Source organism: Nonomuraea sp. N2-4H, from assembly GCF_045291505.1.
In the GTDB taxonomy this organism is placed as follows: domain Bacteria; phylum Actinomycetota; class Actinomycetes; order Streptosporangiales; family Streptosporangiaceae; genus Nonomuraea; species Nonomuraea fastidiosa.
In genome coordinates, this window is sequence record NZ_CP147987.1 from 6,208,233 (window position 1) to 6,223,037 (window position 14,805).

The following is a 14,805-nucleotide window of genomic DNA, read 5'->3' on the forward strand; positions in this document are numbered from 1 at the left end:
GGACACGACAGCGAGACTCACCAGACCCCGCTGAGCAGGGCGCCCGCGGCCGGGCACGGCGGCGAGGCTCGTCAGATCTCGGTGGGGAGCGGCGCCGCGGCCGGGTTGACGCGCTTGACGATCTCGTTGAGCACGATCCGTACGTACGGCTCGCCCACCCACAGATGCTTGGCCCCGTCGACGCCGATGACCTCGGCCTGCGGCACCCGGGCGAACCTGGCCTTGGCCTCGTCGGGCCGCAGGTAGTCGTCGAACTCCGGCACCAGCACCACCAGCGGCCTGCCGAACTCCGCCCACGCGTCGAGGTCGGCGTCGGTGGCCCTGTGCAGCGGGGGCGACAGCAGGATCGCGCCTTCCACCAGCGGGTCGTGCGCCCACTTCAGCGCCAGCTCGGTGCCGAACGACCAGCCGACCACCCACACCCTGGGCAGGTCGTGGAACTCGGCGTACTCCAGGGCCGCGGCCACGTCGAACCGCTCCCCCTCGCCGCCGTCGAACGCGCCCTCAGAGGTGCCGCGCTCTGAGGAGGTGCCGCGCGTGTTGAAGCGCAGCACGGCCAGGTCGGCCAGGGCGGGCAGCCGGTTGGCCGCCTTCTTGTAGACGTGGCTGTCCATGAACCCGCCGTGGGTGGGCAGCGGGTGCAGGGTGACCAGCGTGGCCACCGGCGGCTTGTCGAGGGGCTGGGCCAGCTCGCCGACCAGGGTCAGGCCGTCGGCCGTGTGCAGCTCGATCGGCTCGCGCCGGGCGGGCAGCACGGTCGCCGCGCGAATCTCCACCATCGATCCCTTCAGTAACGCGTGCGGCCCGGGCCGCGGTCGAGTCTCTTACGCCAGCAGGCCTGGTGCCAGTGGCGGCGCTCCTCGTCGCCGCCCGGCCAGTTGGGCCAGGCCACCAGGTGGGGCTGCCCGCTGCGGATCTCCTGGTCGCAGCCGGGGCAGCGGTAGTTCTTCGTGGAGGTGGCGCCGGTGAGCATGCGGACCTTCCACTCTCCGTCGGGCCACTCCTCCACCTTGTCGATCCCGGTCGGGAAGGAGAACGGACGGGTGGACTCCCTGCGGCGGGCGCGGCGGGGGCTCATGAGCGGGGGAACGCGCTCGCGCCGGCGACGACGAGCTGGTCGAGCAGGGGGGCGGGGGCGAAGGCGGGCTCGCGGTATTCGGCGTAGAGCGCGCGCAGCCCGTCGCGTACGCGCTCCAGCCCCATGGCCTCCAGCGTCTCGAAGGGCCCGGCGGGGTAGCCGCAGCCCAGCCGCATCGCGGTGTCGATGTCGGCAGCGGAGGCGTAGCCGGCGTCGTACATGCGGACGGCGTCGTTGAGGTACGGCAGCAGCAGCGCGTCGGCGACGAACCCGGCGCGGTCCTTACACGGCACGGGCGTGATGCCCAGCACCTTCATCAGGTCGGACGCGGCGGCCACGGCCTCCTGCGAGGTGAGCGCGGTGACGGCCAGCTCGGCCACCCGGTCGCCGTGCAGCCGCACCCCGACCAGCTTCGCCGGGTCGCGCAGGCGTACGGCGTGCTCGACCACCGGCCGGTCGCCCAGCCGCAGCACGACGTCGGCGGCCTCGCCCGAGCGCTTGAACCCGGCCGCATCGAGCCGCCCGGCCAGCTCGTCGGCCCCCGGCCCGGCCACGTCGAACGTCCTCACCCCCGAGCTCCGCGCGTCCTGCGGTTGCGGCGGCTCTCCGGTGTAGAAGCCGCCTTGCGACTTGCGGCCCAGCCGCCCGGCCGTGACCAGCTCGCGCAGCAGGGGCGACGGCGCGTGCCGCCGGTCGCGGGTCTCGTCGTAGAGGACTTCCATGATCTCGTACGCGGTGTCGAGCCCGATGAGGTCGAGCAGCTCGAACGGCCCCATCGGCAGCCCGGCGCCCTGGCGCATCACGGCGTCGATGCCGTCACGCGTGGCCACGCCCAGCTCCAGCAGCACGGCGGCGTGGTTGAGATAGGGCAGCAGCAGCCGGTTGGCCACGAACCCGGCCCGGTCGCCCACGGTCACCGCGGTCTTGCCGAGCCGTTCGGCGAGCCCCTCGACCGCGCCGACGACGCCGGGGTCGCTCAGCACGGTGCGCACCACCTCGACCAGCCGCATGACCGGCGCGGGGTTGAAGAAGTGCAGGCCGACCACCCGGCCAGGCCGCCCGGTGGCGGCGGCGATCGCGGTGACCGGCAGCGACGAGGTGTTGGTGGCGAGCACGGTCTCGGGCTTGCAGATGCGGTCGAGGTCGGCGAACAGCCTGAGCTTGAGCTCCAGGTGCTCGGGGATGGCCTCGACGACGAGGTCCGCCTCGCGCAGGTCCTCCCTGGAGGTGGTCAGCGTGACGCGGCCGAGGATGGCCTCGCGCTCCTGCGCGGTGAGCCTGCCCTTGTCGAGCGCCCGCGCCGTGGACTTCTCCAGCAGGGAACGGCCTCTCGCCAGGGCCTCGGCGTCGGCCTCGACGCCGAGCACGCGCAGCCCGGCTCGTGCGAACACCTCCGCGATGCCGGCCCCCATCGTGCCGAGGCCGACGACACCCACCCGTTCGAACGCCATGCGTCCAGTTTTCCAGAGGCATTAAGGTGGACGGTCATGCGGCTGGTCATCGCGCGATGCAGCGTGGATTACATCGGACGGCTCACGGCACATCTGCCCATGGCGCCCAGGCTGGTGCTCATCAAGGCCGACGGCAGCGTGAGCATTCACGCCGACGACCGCGCGTACAAGCCGCTCAACTGGATGAACCCGCCGTGCAAGCTCAAAGAGGACGGCGACACCTGGACGGTCACCCACGGCAAGACCGGCGAGAAGCTGGTGCTGACGATGGCCGAGATCCTCCACGACTCCTCCCACGAGCTGGGCGTCGACCCCGGCCTGATCAAGGACGGCGTCGAGGCGCACCTCCAGGAGCTGCTGGCCGAGCACATCACGACGCTGGGCCCCGGCTACACGCTGATCCGCCGCGAGTACATGACGGCCATCGGCCCGGTCGACATCCTGTGCCGCGACGCCTCGGGCGCGACGGTGGCGGTGGAGATCAAGCGCCGAGGCGAGATCGACGGGGTCGAGCAGCTCACCCGCTACCTGGAGCTGCTCAACCGCGATCCGATCCTGGCCCCCGTACGCGGGATCTTCGCGGCCCAGGAGATCAAGCCGCAGGCCCGGGTGCTGGCCGCCGATCGCGGCATCGACTGCGTCACGCTCGACTACGACGCGCTGCGCGGCATCGAGCCGGAGAACCCGACCCTGTTCTGAACCCGCTGCGCGGCGCTGCATGCCGCGCTGCGGCCCGAACGGCCTCCTTGGGGCCTTGATGGTCGCGGCGGCCGCGCCGGCTCCTCTAGGGACGCCTCGGACAATTCTGGTAAGCGGTGCCTTACCGGTCTATCGTGACGCCATGAGCACCGTGACGTTCGACTCACTCAACCCGGCGACCGGCGCGGTCGTCGGCACCCACCCCAAGGCGAGCCCTGAGGCCGTTCACGAGGCGGTGGGCCGGGCGCAGACGGCCGCCGCGTGGTGGGGCGCGCTGGGCCACGCCGAGCGCAAGCGCCGGCTGCTCGACTACAAGGCGGTGCTCACCCAGCACATCAGGGAGCTGGCCGCGCTCGTGCACGAGGAGAACGGCAAGCCGGTGGGCGACGCCACGCTGGAGCTGGTCCTCGCGATCACCCACCTCGACTGGGCGGCGCGCAACGCCGCCAAGGTGCTCGGCCGCCGCCGCGTCAACACCGGCATGATCGGCCTCAACCTGGCCGCCACCCTCGAATACCTGCCGCTCGGCGTCGTCGGCGTCATCGGGCCGTGGAACTACCCCGTCTTCACCCCCATGGGCTCCATCGCGTACGCGCTGGCGGCCGGCAACGCCGTGGTGTTCAAGCCGAGCGAGCTGACCCCCGGCATCGGCGTGCGGCTGGCCGAGCTGTTCAAGGAGTCGGTCCCCGAGCACGAGGTGTTCCAGACCATCACCGGCCTGGGCGAGACGGGCGCGGCACTGGCCGGCGACCCCCGGGTGAAGAAGGTGGCCTTCACCGGCTCGACCGCCACGGCCAAGCGGGTGATGGCCGCCTGCGCCGAGAACCTCACCCCGATCGTGGCCGAGTGCGGCGGCAAGGACGCCTTCATCGTGGACGCCGACGCCGACCTCGCCGCCGCCGCGGACGCCTGCCTGTGGGGCGCGATGTCGAACGCCGGGCAGACCTGCGTGGGCGTGGAGCGGGTCTACGTGGTGGACGCCGTCTACGACGGCTTCATGCGCGAGCTGACCGAGCGGGCGGCCAGGCTCAAGGCCGGCGAGGACTACGGCCCGATCACCATGCCGGGCCAGGTGGAGATCATCAAGCGGCACATCGACGACGCCACCAAGGCGGGCAAGGCGGTCACCGGCGGCCCCGACGCGGTCCGGCCGCCCTACGTCGATCCTGTGATCGTCGAAGACGTGCCCGAGGACTCGCCGGCGGTGCGCGAGGAGACGTTCGGCCCGACCATCACCGTGCGCCGCACCCGCGACGCGCAGGAGGCGCTGGAGCTGGCCAACGCCTCGGCGTACGGGCTGGGCGGCACGATCTTCAGCCGCAACGCCCGCCGCGCCACCGAGCTGGCCCGGCTGATGCGCAGCGGCATGACGGCGATCAACTCGGTCATCTCCTTCGCCGGGGTGCCCGCGCTGCCGTTCGGCGGGGTCGGCGATTCGGGGTTCGGCCGCATCCACGGGGCCGACGGATTGCGGGAGTTCGCCAGGCCGAAGGCCATCTCGCGGCAGCGCTTCGCGATGCCCGGGATGAACCTCACGTCGTTCAATCGGGGGCCCGAAGAACTTGAGCGGCTGGTCAGACTTATCACGTTCTTGCACGGAAGACGCAAAAGGTAATCTTCTTGCCCTTTTCCTTAGGCGATCATCCGTCCATAATTGTGTGCTCTGGGGGCCACGATCATGTTGGACGGGTGGAATGTGAACCGGTCTTACCGGGGAATGTCGGCTGAGCAAAGGCTGGCAGACAGACGAGAGCGGCTGATGACGGCCGCGTACACGCTATACGCGAAGCCCGGATTCGCGTCGACGACGATCGAAAGGCTGTGTTCGGAGGCCAGGATCTCCAACCGGGCCTTCTACGAATGTTTCGGCGGCCGCGAAGAGCTGCTGCAGGCGCTGCATGAGCGCTGCGTGGACGAGAGCCTGGCCGTCGTCGCGAAGGCCGTGCAGGAGGCCCCTGCGACGCTCGACGGCAGGATCAAGGCCGGCATTCGCGCATATATCGAGTTCGCCACGGCCGACTGGCGGCGGGCGCGGATCATGCATGTCGAGGTACGCCGATCCGGCGACGTTCTGGCGATGTCGCGGCAGCGCGCCATCGACGCCTTCGCCCGGATCGTGGAGGACGCCTCAGCCGATTTCCCGCTCGCCACGGGCCTCAATCGCCGGCTGGTGGCGCTGGGCGCCATAGGGGCCTTACAAGAGCTGCTCATCGAATGGCTGCTGGGCGACGATAAGCCGGACATCGACGAACTCGTGGACGTCGCGGTGCACATCTTCAACCGCGCGCTCGGCCCCGCCTGATCGCCTCAATACCATGCACATTTCGCTGGAGAGCGGCCCGGCCGAAAACTCGATTTCGTGAAAGCAAAAAGAGCGGGCGACGGCTGATCGTCGCCCGCTCTCCGATATGACACCTCAGGCCACCGCGGCCGCCGGAACCTCCACGTTCAGCACCCGATTCAGCCGGGTCACCGCCAGGATCCGCATGATCCGCGGGGGCACCCCCCGAAGAACGAGGCGGCGTCGCACGCTGATCGCGCGCCGATGAGCGCCCACGAGCACACCGAGCCCGGTCGCGTCGATCATCTCCAGCTTCGAAAGATCGAGAATCAGATCCCCTTCGCCGGAGTCGAGCGCCTCGTGCAGGCGCTCGCGCACCCCTGCCGACGTGCCGGCGTCGAGCCGGGCGCCGATCATCGCCACCTGGGACCCCGGATTGCCCCGGACGCGCATGCCACCTCCTCAGTCACGCACTCGGCGTGGTCACAGCGCTGCGGACAGCGCTTGACGAGGTAAAACCTCTGACCTTCCCCTACCCAGCCATCGGGAGTGACACGACCGCGCGGAGCAGGAAATGTCCGTCTTCGGTCGGCTGGGCCGTCATCGAGCCCCCGACGGCCGCCAGCCGCTCGCTCAGCCCTGCCAGACCGCTGCCCAGATCGGCCGCCTTCCTGCGCGCCACCCCGTCGTTGCGCACGGTCAGCTCGGCCTCGTCCGCGGTGAACCGGAAGGAGATGTCGCAGAATGTCGCCGTGCTGTGCTTGAGCACGTTCGTCACCGCCTCGCGCACCGCGAAGGCGAACACCGGCGCCACGCCGTCCGGCATCTCGCGGTGGGGCAGGCCCACCTCGCAGCGGACCCCCGCCGCTTCGAGCACACTCTTCACGCTATTCAGCTCGGCGGCCAAGTCAAGCTCGCGCAGCCCGCGTACGGCCTGCCGCACCTCCTTGAGCGCCTTCCTGGTCAGCGCGTTCACCTCGGCCATCTCGGCCCTGGCCGCCTCGGTGTCCTTATCCGACAGCCGTACCGCGAGCTCGGTCTTGACCGCGATGGCCGAGAGCTGGTGTCCCACGAGGTCGTGCACCTCGCGGGAGGAACGCAGCCGCTCCTCGGCCAGCGCCAGCCGCGTGCCCGCCTCGCCGGCCCGGTGCGCCTCCACGGCGAGCCTGCGCAGCAGCGCGGCCGCCCCCAGCAGGCACAGGAGCAGCACGCCCCATCCCAGGGGATCCGTCCCGCCCGCGAGCGCCGTGGCCACGACGAGGACCGCAGCCGCCACCACCCGCCAGGCGGGGTAGCGGCGGCGGTCCAGCAGCTCGTCCACGACCTGCCAGGCCATCCAGGTGAAGCCGGCCGCGGTGACCGCCCCGAGCAGCGCCCGCCACAGGGCGATCCGGCCGTCGGCGGGGTCTGCGACCACGCTCAGCGCGATGAGGGCCCACCCGGCGAGGAGCCCGAACCCGAGCACCTTCCTGGCGGCCGACCGCGCGCGTTCTACCGTGTCCATCAGCGCGAGCGGAGGACTTCCATGAGCTTGAGCCGCGCCCCCGTCCGCAGCACCGCCCGCCGGTACACCGTCGCCCCGAAGGCCAGCACGGCCACCACGCCCGCCGCCATGAGCCCCATCGACACGAGCACCTGCCACAGCGGCACCTCGGTCGCGGCCATCCGTACCGGCATGATCATGGAGGAGAACGGCGGGAGGAACGACCCGACCGTGGCCAGCGTGCCCGTGGGCTCGTTGCCGGCGTAGAAGGCCACGAAGTACGTGCCCATGATGACCATGGTGAGCGGCGTCATCACGGTGTTGACCTCTTCCTGGCGCGAGACCAGCGAGCCCGAGGCCGCCGCCAGCGTGGCGAAGAAGGCGTAGCCGAGCACGAACCAGACCACGACCGCCACGACGAGCCCGGCCATGCCGGGCGGGAAGTCGGCCGACAGGCCCGAGGCCGCCGCCGCGCCCAGCCCGACGACGAGGATCGCCCCGAGGTTGATCAGGCCGACCACACCCAGACCGACGATCTTGCCGCCGAGCAGCTGCCACGGCCGCACCGAGGCCAGCAGGATCTCGACGATGCGGCTGCCCTTCTCCTCGACCACGCCCATGGCCACCATCACGACCTGACCGAAGATCATGAAGAAGAGCACGAAGACGAGGATCGTCGCGATGGCCGTCCTGGCCGCCTGATAGCGCGTGTCCGCGCCCACCGACTGCATCTGGAGCGGCTCGATGTGCACGCCGGCCGCGCCGAGCTTGACCTCCCGGTTCACGCTCTGCATGAGCACGCCGAGCTGCTGGTCGATCTCGCCGTCCGTGAGCACCTTGGTGCCGTTCACCAGCACCGCGTCCACGTCGCCGTCCAGCACGGCCTTCTTGGCCGCCGCCTCGTCGGGGAACTCGCGCCACTCGAACTCGATGTCCGGCGCCGCCTGATCCAGCGGGAGCCGCTGGGAGTTGACGGTGCCCAGCGCGTACGAGTCGCCGCCGCCGAACACCTTCGGCGCGAACGACAGCGCCCCCACCAGCACCACCGTGATCAGCAGGCCGATCACGAACGCCTTGCTCTTGACCTGGGTGCTGATCTCGCGCCCGGCGACCAGCATCAGTCCGTTCACGCCACGGCCTCCTTGAAGATCTCGGTGAGCGACGGCTGCTCGGCGCCGAAGCGCTCGACCTCGCCCGCCTTCATGGCCCGGCGCAGGATCTCCTGGCCGTCCACGCCGCTCGTACGCAGGGTGTGCCGGTCGCCGTCCACGGTGACCGTGCCGGGGATGCCGTCGGCCCAGCCGGGGGCCGGATCGCGGACGACCACCACCAGCGTTCCGCCCTCGGCGGCGCGCAGCTCCTCCACCGTCCCCGTGGCCACCATGCGGCCGCCCGAGACGATGCCCACCGAGTCGCACAGCCGCTCCACCAGTTCGAGCTGGTGACTGGAGAAGATCACCGGTACGCCGCTCCTGCACCGCTCCTGCAGCGCCGCGGCGAGCGCGTCCACCGCGATCGGGTCGAGCCCGGAGAACGGCTCGTCGAGGATCAGCACCTCGGGGTCGTGCACCAGTGCCACCGCGAGCTGCACGCGCTGCTGGTTGCCCAGCGACAGTGCCTGCACGGCGTCGTTCCTGCGCTCGGTCAGGCCGAGGCGTTCGAGCAGGTCGTCGGTGGCCTTCCTGGCGGCCGGGGCGCTCAGGCCGTGCAGCCGGCCGAAGTACTCGATCTGCTCGCCCACCCGCATCTTCTGGTACAGCCCGCGCTCCTCCGGCATGTAGCCGAAGCGCTGGCGGGCGTCGTAGGTGAGCGGCTTGCCCTGCCAGCTCACCGTGCCCGAGTCCGCCTGGAGCACGCCCATCACGATGCGCATCGTCGTGGTCTTGCCGGCGCCGTTCGCGCCGACGAAGCCGTACATCTCGCCGGGCCGCACGGTGAAGCTGATGCCGTCCAGGGCGAGCTTGCCGTCAGGGGCGCCGGCACCGCCCGAGAAGCGCTTGCGCAGCTCGCTGATCTCGAGCATCAGGTCATCTCCTTCGTCATGCGTCCATGGTGGCCTTCGCCCCATTGGTCCTTGTAGTCGGAGAAATCACCGGCTCGATATGAATCCCGCGTCCGTTCCCGATGACATTTGTCATTACGCTGAGCCCATGACGCGCGCCGATAAGGACAAACCGGTCGTTCTCTCTCGCATCTACACCCGCACCGGTGACGACGGCACCACCGCGCTGGTCGACGGGAGCCGTACCGCGAAGACCGACCCCAGGCTCGTCGCCTACGCCGACGTCGAGGAGGCCAACGCCCACCTGGGCCTCGCGCTGTCGTACGGCACGCTGCCGGCCGAGCTGGCCGAGGTGCTGGGCAGGGTGCAGAACGAGCTGTTCGACGTGGGGGCCGACCTGGCGACGCCGGTCGTGGAGAACCCCGAGTTCCCGCCCCTGCGCGTGGAGGCGTCGTACATCACCTGGCTCGAGGAGCAGTGCGATCGCTTCAACGCGGGGCTCAAGCCGCTGCGGAGCTTCATCCTGCCGGGCGGCGATCCCGCCACGGCCGCGCTGCACGTGGCCCGCGTCACCGTACGCCGGGCCGAACGCTCAGCGTGGGCGGCCATCGAGGCGCACGACGACACCAACCCGCTGACCGCGAAATACCTCAACCGCCTGTCGGACCTGCTCTTCATCGCCTGCCGAGTCGCGCACGCCGGCAAGGAGATCCTCTGGAAGCCCGGCGGCACGCGCTGACAGGACCCCTTTCCTGGCCGTCCGGGCGCCTTTCAGCGCCAAGGCGCCCGGACGGCCGGCACTGCCGGGGCTGAAGAGCCGTCCGTCCAGGCGCTTCCAGGGCTCAAGAGCCGTCCGGGCAGACGCTTCCGGGCTCACCGTCCGAGCGGGGTTTCCAGGGCTCAGGCGACGTCCAGATAGGCGCTCGGCGGTGCCGACTCCAGCCAGGCCAGAAAGCCGGTCATCGCGTCGGCGCTCATCGCCAGCGAGATGTTCTGCGTGCTGCCGGAGCAGTCGACGGCGTACAGCCCGCCGTCGATCTCCCTGCGAGCGGATACGACAAGGCCGCGCCTCGCAATAGCGTGACGCGGCCTGAGTCGGACGCCCAGCAGCGGAATCCAGTGGAGCTCACCGTCGGCATAGCGGGCCACCCCGCTCTGCCAGCCGCGCTCCCCCACGCGCAGCCGACAGGGTACGCTCCCGCGGGCACGGGAGAGCATGACGCCACGAACGACGATGAGGGCGGCAAGTAGCACTACGAGAATCACAACCGTCGCCACCATGCCGCCCCCCTGAGCCCGCTTGATAGGTGCTATTAAACCTCTTCGCCCGCCGCGCGCAGGCGGGCCCTGGCACGCTTGGCCTCGAGGGCCGCGTCGGCGTCCTCCTGGTTGGCCTCGATCGAGGCCTGGGCCCGGTCGAGAGCGTCACGAGCCGCGGCGACGTCGACCTCGGAGCCGAGCTCGGCCACCTCGGCCAGCACGGAGACCTCGTCGTCGGCGACGGAGATGAAGCCCCCGTGCACCGCGGCGACCAGCTCCGGCTCGCCTTCCCGCTTCACGCGCAGCACCCCGCCCTCGACGAGAACGCCGAGCACAGGTGCGTGTTGCGGCATAATACCGATCTCGCCGTCCACGGTCTTGGCAATCACCATGTCGGCCTCGCCCGACCAGATCTCACGCTCGGGTGAGACAACCCCTACGCGTAGCTTCGCCACTTGTGTAGGTTCCTTTCCGATCAGGTGGTGGCACGACACGCATGCCGCGCCACCACCGTGGGGCGATTAGCGACGCTCGAGTTCCTTGGCCTTGGCGATGGCCTGATCGATGCCACCGACCATGAAGAACGCCTGCTCGGGCAGGTGGTCGTACTCACCGGCGCACAGACCCTTGAAGGAGGCGATGGTCTCGTCCAGCGGCACGGTCTCGCCGGGCTGGCCGGTGAAGGCCTCGGCCGCGTACATCGGGTGCGACAGGAAGCGCTCGATGCGGCGGGCGCGCTGAACGATGACCTTGTCCTCCTCGGACAGCTCGTCGATACCGAGGATCGCGATGATGTCCTGGAGCTCGCGGTACTTCTGCAGGATCCGCTTGGTCTCCTGGGCCACCTGGTAGTGCTCCTCGCCCACGATCTGCGGGTCGAGGATCCGGGAGGAGGAGTCGAGCGGGTCCACCGCGGGGTAGATGCCCTTCTCGGAGATGGGCCGCGAGAGCACGGTCTGCGCGTCGAGGTGCGCGAACGCGTTGTGCGGCGCCGGGTCGGTGATGTCGTCCGCGGGGACGTAGATCGCCTGCATGGAGGTGATCGAGTGACCGCGGGTCGAGGTGATGCGCTCCTGGAGCACACCCATCTCGTCGGCCAGCGTGGGCTGGTAACCCACGGCGGACGGCATACGGCCGAGCAGCGTCGAGACCTCGGAACCGGCCTGCGTGAAGCGGAAGATGTTGTCGATGAACAGCAGCACGTCCTGCTTCTGCACATCGCGGAAGTACTCCGCCATCGTCAGCGCCGACAGCGCCACGCGCAGACGGGTGCCCGGCGGCTCGTCCATCTGACCGAAGACGAGCGCGGTGTCCTTGAGAACGCCGGCCTCGGCCATCTCCAGCCAGAGGTCGTTGCCCTCACGGGTGCGCTCGCCCACGCCGGCGAAGCAGGACGTACCACCGAAGTTACGGGCGACGCGGCGGATCATCTCCTGGATGAGCACCGTCTTGCCCACGCCGGCGCCACCGAACAGGCCGATCTTGCCACCCTGCACGTACGGGGTGAGCAGGTCGATGACCTTGATGCCGGTGACCAGCAGCTCCGTGCGGGACTCCAGCTGGTCGAAGGAGGGCGACGGCCGGTGGATCGGCCAGCGCTCCTCGACCTTCAGCGTGGAGGTCGGGACGTCGAGCGTCTCGCCGAGCGCGTTCCACACGTGGCCCTTGACGACGTCGCCCACCGGCACCGAGATCGGGGCGCCGGTGTCGACGACCGCCTGGCCGCGGACCAGGCCGTCGGTGGGCTGCATGGAGATGGCGCGGACGACGTTGTCACCCAGGTGCTGGGCGACCTCGAGCGTCAGGGTCTTGGTCTCGCCACCGAGGGTCACCTCGACTTTGAGCGCGTTGTAGATGTCGGGCATCGCATCGACGGGGAACTCCACGTCGACGACGGCGCCGGTGACACGTGCCACGCGGCCAGTGCCGGCCGCGGGGGCTTCGGTAGTTTCTACAGCCTCTGCAGTCATTTCACTCTTTCCCCGCTGCGGCGTCAGCGAGCGCGTTGGCGCCACCGACGATCTCGCTGATTTCCTGGGTGATCTCGGCCTGGCGAGCCTGGTTCATCTGCTGGGTGAGCACCCGCATCAGCTCGTTGGCGTTGTCGGTCGCCGACTTCATCGCACGCCGCCGCGCGGCCTCCTCCGAGGCGGCGGACTGCAGCAGCGCCGTGAAGATGCGCGACTCCACGTAGCGCGGCAGCAGCGACTCCAGCACATCGCCGGCGGTCGGTTCGAACTCGAAGTACGGCGGGATCACGGTGGACTCCGTCGCCTCGGTCTCCTCGATCTCCAGCGGGAGGATGCGCTTGACCACGACGTTCTGCGACAGCATCGAGACGAACTCGGTCGAGACGATGTGGATCTCGTCGATGCCGTTGTCGTCCTTGAACGACTCGATCAGCGTGCCGGCGATCTCCTTGGCGTCGGCGTAGGACGGCTTACGGGTGAAGCCGGTCCAGCTGCCGCCCATCTCCCTGTTGCGGAAGGTGTGCCAGGTGACGCCCTTCTGACCGGTCACGAACGGCACGGCCTCGATGCCGCGGCCCTCCAGCAGCCCGCGCAGGGCCTCGGCCTCGCGCAGCACGTTGGCGTTGAAGCCGCCGCAGAATCCGCTGTCGCTGGTGACGATGAGCACGCCCGCCTTGGCGGGGTTCTCCTTCGCCACGATCAGCGGATGGTCGATGCTGGCCGCGTTGCTGACGACGCCCGTGACGGCGCGCGTGATCTCGCGCTCGTACGGCAGCGCCGCCTGCATCCGCTGCTGCGCCCGGACGATCCGTGAAGAGGCGATGAGCTCCTGCGCGCGCGTGATCTTCGCGGTGGACTTCACCGAGTTGATCCGCCGCCGCAGCTGCCTTAGCTGGGCACCCATCTGCTACTTCTTCTCCGCCGGACGGACGACCTTCTTGATCTTCTCCTGGCCGACCTCGTCGGAGGCCAGCGGAGCGACCGGCTCGTCCTTGACCAGCAGCTCACCCGAGGAGGTGGTGAAGCCCTTCTTGAACTCCGTGATGGCGTCCTTCAGAGCGGTCACCGTGTCGTCGGACAGCTCGCCCGTCTCGCGGATGGTGTCGAGGATGCCCTTGTGCGAGGACTGCAGGTAGTCGAGGAACTCGGCCTCGAACCGGCGGATGTCCTCGACCGGCACCTCGTCGAGCTCACCGGTGGTGCCGGACCACACCGACACGACCTGGTGCTCGACGGGGAACGGCTTGTACTGGGGCTGCTTGAGCAGCTCGACCAGTCGCTGACCGCGCTCCAGCTGGGCGAGCGAGGCGGCGTCGAGGTCGGAGGCGAACGCGGCGAACGCCTCCAGGTCGCGGTACTGCGACAGCGACAGCTTCAGCGTACCGGCGACCTTGCGCATGGCCTTGACCTGCGCCGAGCCACCGACGCGGGAGACCGAGATACCGACGTTGATCGCCGGGCGGACACCGGCGTTGAACAGGTCGGTCTCCAGGAAGCACTGGCCGTCGGTGATGGAGATGACGTTGGTCGGGATGAACGCCGACACGTCGTTGCCCTTGGTCTCGATGACCGGCAGACCCGTCATCGAGCCACCGCCCATGTCGTCGGAGAGCTTCGCGCAGCGCTCCAGCAGCCGGGAGTGGAGGTAGAAGACGTCGCCGGGGAAGGCCTCACGGCCCGGCGGGCGACGCAGCAGCAGGGACACGGCGCGGTAGGCGTCGGCCTGCTTGGTCAGGTCGTCGAAGACGATCAGAACGTGCTTGCCCTGGTACATCCAGTGCTGGCCGATGGCCGAACCGGTGTACGGGGCGAGGTACTTGAAGCCGGCCGGGTCGGAGGCCGGGGCGGCGACGATGGTGGTGTACTCCATCGCGCCTGCCTCCTCGAGGCGGGCCCTCACCTGCGCGATCGTCGAGCCCTTCTGGCCGACGGCGACGTAGACGCAGCGGACCTGCTGCTCGGGGTCGCCCGAGAGCCAGCCCTCGCGCTGGTTGAGGATGGTGTCCACGGCGATCGCGGTCTTGCCGGTGCCACGGTCACCGATGATCAGCTGGCGCTGGCCGCGGCCGATCGGCGTCATGGCGTCGATCGCCTTGATGCCGGTCTGCAGCGGCTGCTTCACCGGCTGCCGCTGCACGACGGAGGGGGCCTGCAGCTCGAGGGCGCGGATGCCCTCGGCCTCGATGGCACCCTTGCCGTCGAGCGGGTTGCCCAGGGGGTCGACCACGCGGCCGAGGAAGTTGTCGCCGACGGGCACGGACAGGACCTCGCCCGTCCTGCGGACCGTCTGGCCCTCCTCGATGCCGGCGAACTCGCCCAGGATAACGGCACCGATCTCGCGGGTGTCGAGGTTCAGTGCCAGGCCGCGCGTGCCGTTCTCGAACTCCAGCAGCTCGTTCGCCATCGCCGAGGGAAGGCCGGAGACATGGGCAATGCCGTCGCCGGCGTCGACGACGGTCCCGATCTCCTCGCGCGCGGCGCCTTCCGGTTCGTACGCCTGGACGAAGCGCTCAAGCGCGTCCCGGATCTCGTCCGGCCGGATCGTAAGCTCCGCCATCTCTACTCTGTCTCCCTATTCGCC

16 protein-coding genes are annotated in these 14,805 nt (G+C 69.8%); 4 read left to right on the forward strand and 12 right to left on the reverse strand.

Annotated elements, in window-relative coordinates; translation table 11 throughout:
- Positions 1–71: 71 nt before the first annotated feature.
- From WBK31_RS28425 to WBK31_RS28435, 3 genes are read right to left on the reverse strand one after another with little or no spacing between them, the layout of a single operon-like run.
- Positions 72–776 (reverse strand): alpha/beta hydrolase, encoded by a 705-nt coding sequence (locus WBK31_RS28425; protein WP_378790191.1) that lies wholly within the window; start codon positions 774–776, stop codon positions 72–74.
- 11 nt (positions 777–787) lie between these two features.
- A complete protein-coding gene (locus WBK31_RS28430; RefSeq protein ID WP_364061009.1) occupies positions 788–1,078 on the reverse strand; it encodes an ATP/GTP-binding protein in 291 nt (96 codons plus the stop codon).
- Positions 1,075–2,529: a 3-hydroxybutyryl-CoA dehydrogenase gene (locus tag WBK31_RS28435; RefSeq protein ID WP_364061006.1), complete on the reverse strand. Its 1,455-nt coding sequence runs from the start codon at positions 2,527–2,529 to the stop codon at positions 1,075–1,077. Before WBK31_RS28435 ends, WBK31_RS28430 begins: the two co-directional genes overlap by 4 nt.
- A gap of 36 nt (positions 2,530–2,565) precedes the next feature.
- Between WBK31_RS28435 and nucS the strand changes: the two genes are divergently transcribed.
- From nucS to WBK31_RS28450, 3 genes are all read left to right on the forward strand, one after another.
- Complete coding sequence (gene nucS, locus WBK31_RS28440) at positions 2,566–3,228, forward strand: endonuclease NucS (RefSeq protein ID WP_364061003.1); 663 nt, start codon at positions 2,566–2,568, stop codon at positions 3,226–3,228.
- A 142-nt stretch (positions 3,229–3,370) separates the two neighbouring features.
- The gene (locus WBK31_RS28445; protein WP_406673440.1) at positions 3,371–4,843 is read left to right on the forward strand and encodes an aldehyde dehydrogenase family protein; all 1,473 of its coding nucleotides are present in this window, start codon (positions 3,371–3,373) and stop codon (positions 4,841–4,843) included.
- A gap of 144 nt (positions 4,844–4,987) precedes the next feature.
- The gene (locus WBK31_RS28450) at positions 4,988–5,530 is read left to right on the forward strand and encodes a TetR/AcrR family transcriptional regulator (protein ID WP_364060997.1); all 543 of its coding nucleotides are present in this window, start codon (positions 4,988–4,990) and stop codon (positions 5,528–5,530) included.
- A 114-nt stretch (positions 5,531–5,644) separates the two neighbouring features.
- On the opposite strand, the gene WBK31_RS28455 is transcribed toward WBK31_RS28450, so the two are convergent.
- The 4 genes from WBK31_RS28455 to WBK31_RS28470 all read right to left on the reverse strand — a co-directional run bounded on the left by WBK31_RS28455 (position 5,645) and on the right by WBK31_RS28470 (position 9,015).
- Positions 5,645–5,962: an STAS domain-containing protein gene (locus WBK31_RS28455; RefSeq protein ID WP_364060994.1), complete on the reverse strand. Its 318-nt coding sequence runs from the start codon at positions 5,960–5,962 to the stop codon at positions 5,645–5,647.
- A 79-nt stretch (positions 5,963–6,041) separates the two neighbouring features.
- Complete coding sequence (locus tag WBK31_RS28460; RefSeq protein ID WP_406673441.1) at positions 6,042–7,013, reverse strand: sensor histidine kinase; 972 nt, start codon at positions 7,011–7,013, stop codon at positions 6,042–6,044.
- Positions 7,013–8,122 carry an ABC transporter permease gene (locus WBK31_RS28465; protein ID WP_364060988.1) on the reverse strand — a complete coding sequence of 370 codons (1,110 nt, stop codon included), beginning with the start codon at positions 8,120–8,122 and terminating at the stop codon, positions 7,013–7,015. Before WBK31_RS28465 ends, WBK31_RS28460 begins: the two co-directional genes overlap by 1 nt.
- The gene (locus tag WBK31_RS28470) at positions 8,119–9,015 is read right to left on the reverse strand and encodes an ATP-binding cassette domain-containing protein (protein WP_364060985.1); all 897 of its coding nucleotides are present in this window, start codon (positions 9,013–9,015) and stop codon (positions 8,119–8,121) included. Before WBK31_RS28470 ends, WBK31_RS28465 begins: the two co-directional genes overlap by 4 nt.
- A gap of 127 nt (positions 9,016–9,142) precedes the next feature.
- Here WBK31_RS28470 and WBK31_RS28475 point away from each other — a divergent pair, with 127 nt between their 5' ends.
- Positions 9,143–9,733: a cob(I)yrinic acid a,c-diamide adenosyltransferase gene (locus WBK31_RS28475; RefSeq protein ID WP_364060982.1), complete on the forward strand. Its 591-nt coding sequence runs from the start codon at positions 9,143–9,145 to the stop codon at positions 9,731–9,733.
- Positions 9,734–9,894: 161 nt separating this feature from the next.
- Here WBK31_RS28475 and WBK31_RS28480 read toward each other — a convergent pair whose 3' ends face one another.
- The 5 genes from WBK31_RS28480 to atpA all read right to left on the reverse strand — a co-directional run bounded on the left by WBK31_RS28480 (position 9,895) and on the right by atpA (position 14,781).
- Entirely contained in the window at positions 9,895–10,275 is a 381-nt protein-coding gene (locus tag WBK31_RS28480; protein ID WP_364060979.1) for a DUF2550 domain-containing protein, read from the reverse strand.
- A gap of 32 nt (positions 10,276–10,307) precedes the next feature.
- Positions 10,308–10,709, reverse strand: a complete 402-nt coding sequence (locus WBK31_RS28485; RefSeq protein WP_127940234.1) for a F0F1 ATP synthase subunit epsilon — start codon at positions 10,707–10,709, stop codon at positions 10,308–10,310.
- Between the two features lie 66 nt (positions 10,710–10,775).
- Entirely contained in the window at positions 10,776–12,224 is a 1,449-nt protein-coding gene (gene atpD, locus WBK31_RS28490) for a F0F1 ATP synthase subunit beta (protein ID WP_406673442.1), read from the reverse strand.
- A 1-nt stretch (position 12,225) separates the two neighbouring features.
- Positions 12,226–13,128, reverse strand: coding sequence for a F0F1 ATP synthase subunit gamma (locus tag WBK31_RS28495; protein ID WP_406673443.1), 903 nt, complete (start codon positions 13,126–13,128; stop codon positions 12,226–12,228).
- Positions 13,129–13,131: 3 nt separating this feature from the next.
- The gene (gene atpA / locus WBK31_RS28500; protein ID WP_364060969.1) at positions 13,132–14,781 is read right to left on the reverse strand and encodes a F0F1 ATP synthase subunit alpha; all 1,650 of its coding nucleotides are present in this window, start codon (positions 14,779–14,781) and stop codon (positions 13,132–13,134) included.
- Positions 14,782–14,805: the final 24 nt, after the last annotated feature.

Excerpts from the sequence above, each read along its gene's own strand:
- WBK31_RS28430 (WP_364061009.1), bottom strand. The coding sequence starts at position 1,078 with ATGAGCCCCCGCCGCGCCCGCCGCAGGGAGTCCACCCGTCCGTTCTCC.
- WBK31_RS28435 (WP_364061006.1), bottom strand. The coding sequence starts at position 2,529 with ATGGCGTTCGAACGGGTGGGTGTCGTCGGCCTCGGCACGATGGGGGCC.
- nucS (WP_364061003.1), top strand. The coding sequence starts at position 2,566 with ATGCGGCTGGTCATCGCGCGATGCAGCGTGGATTACATCGGACGGCTC.
- WBK31_RS28445 (WP_406673440.1), top strand. The coding sequence starts at position 3,371 with ATGAGCACCGTGACGTTCGACTCACTCAACCCGGCGACCGGCGCGGTC.
- WBK31_RS28450 (WP_364060997.1), top strand. The coding sequence starts at position 4,988 with ATGACGGCCGCGTACACGCTATACGCGAAGCCCGGATTCGCGTCGACG.
- WBK31_RS28455 (WP_364060994.1), bottom strand. The coding sequence starts at position 5,962 with ATGCGCGTCCGGGGCAATCCGGGGTCCCAGGTGGCGATGATCGGCGCC.
- WBK31_RS28460 (WP_406673441.1), bottom strand. The coding sequence starts at position 7,013 with ATGGACACGGTAGAACGCGCGCGGTCGGCCGCCAGGAAGGTGCTCGGG.
- WBK31_RS28470 (WP_364060985.1), bottom strand. The coding sequence starts at position 9,015 with ATGCTCGAGATCAGCGAGCTGCGCAAGCGCTTCTCGGGCGGTGCCGGC.
- WBK31_RS28475 (WP_364060982.1), top strand. The coding sequence starts at position 9,143 with ATGACGCGCGCCGATAAGGACAAACCGGTCGTTCTCTCTCGCATCTAC.
- WBK31_RS28480 (WP_364060979.1), bottom strand. The coding sequence starts at position 10,275 with ATGGTGGCGACGGTTGTGATTCTCGTAGTGCTACTTGCCGCCCTCATC.
- atpD (WP_406673442.1), bottom strand. The coding sequence starts at position 12,224 with ATGACTGCAGAGGCTGTAGAAACTACCGAAGCCCCCGCGGCCGGCACT.
- WBK31_RS28495 (WP_406673443.1), bottom strand. The coding sequence starts at position 13,128 with ATGGGTGCCCAGCTAAGGCAGCTGCGGCGGCGGATCAACTCGGTGAAG.
- atpA (WP_364060969.1), bottom strand. The coding sequence starts at position 14,781 with ATGGCGGAGCTTACGATCCGGCCGGACGAGATCCGGGACGCGCTTGAG.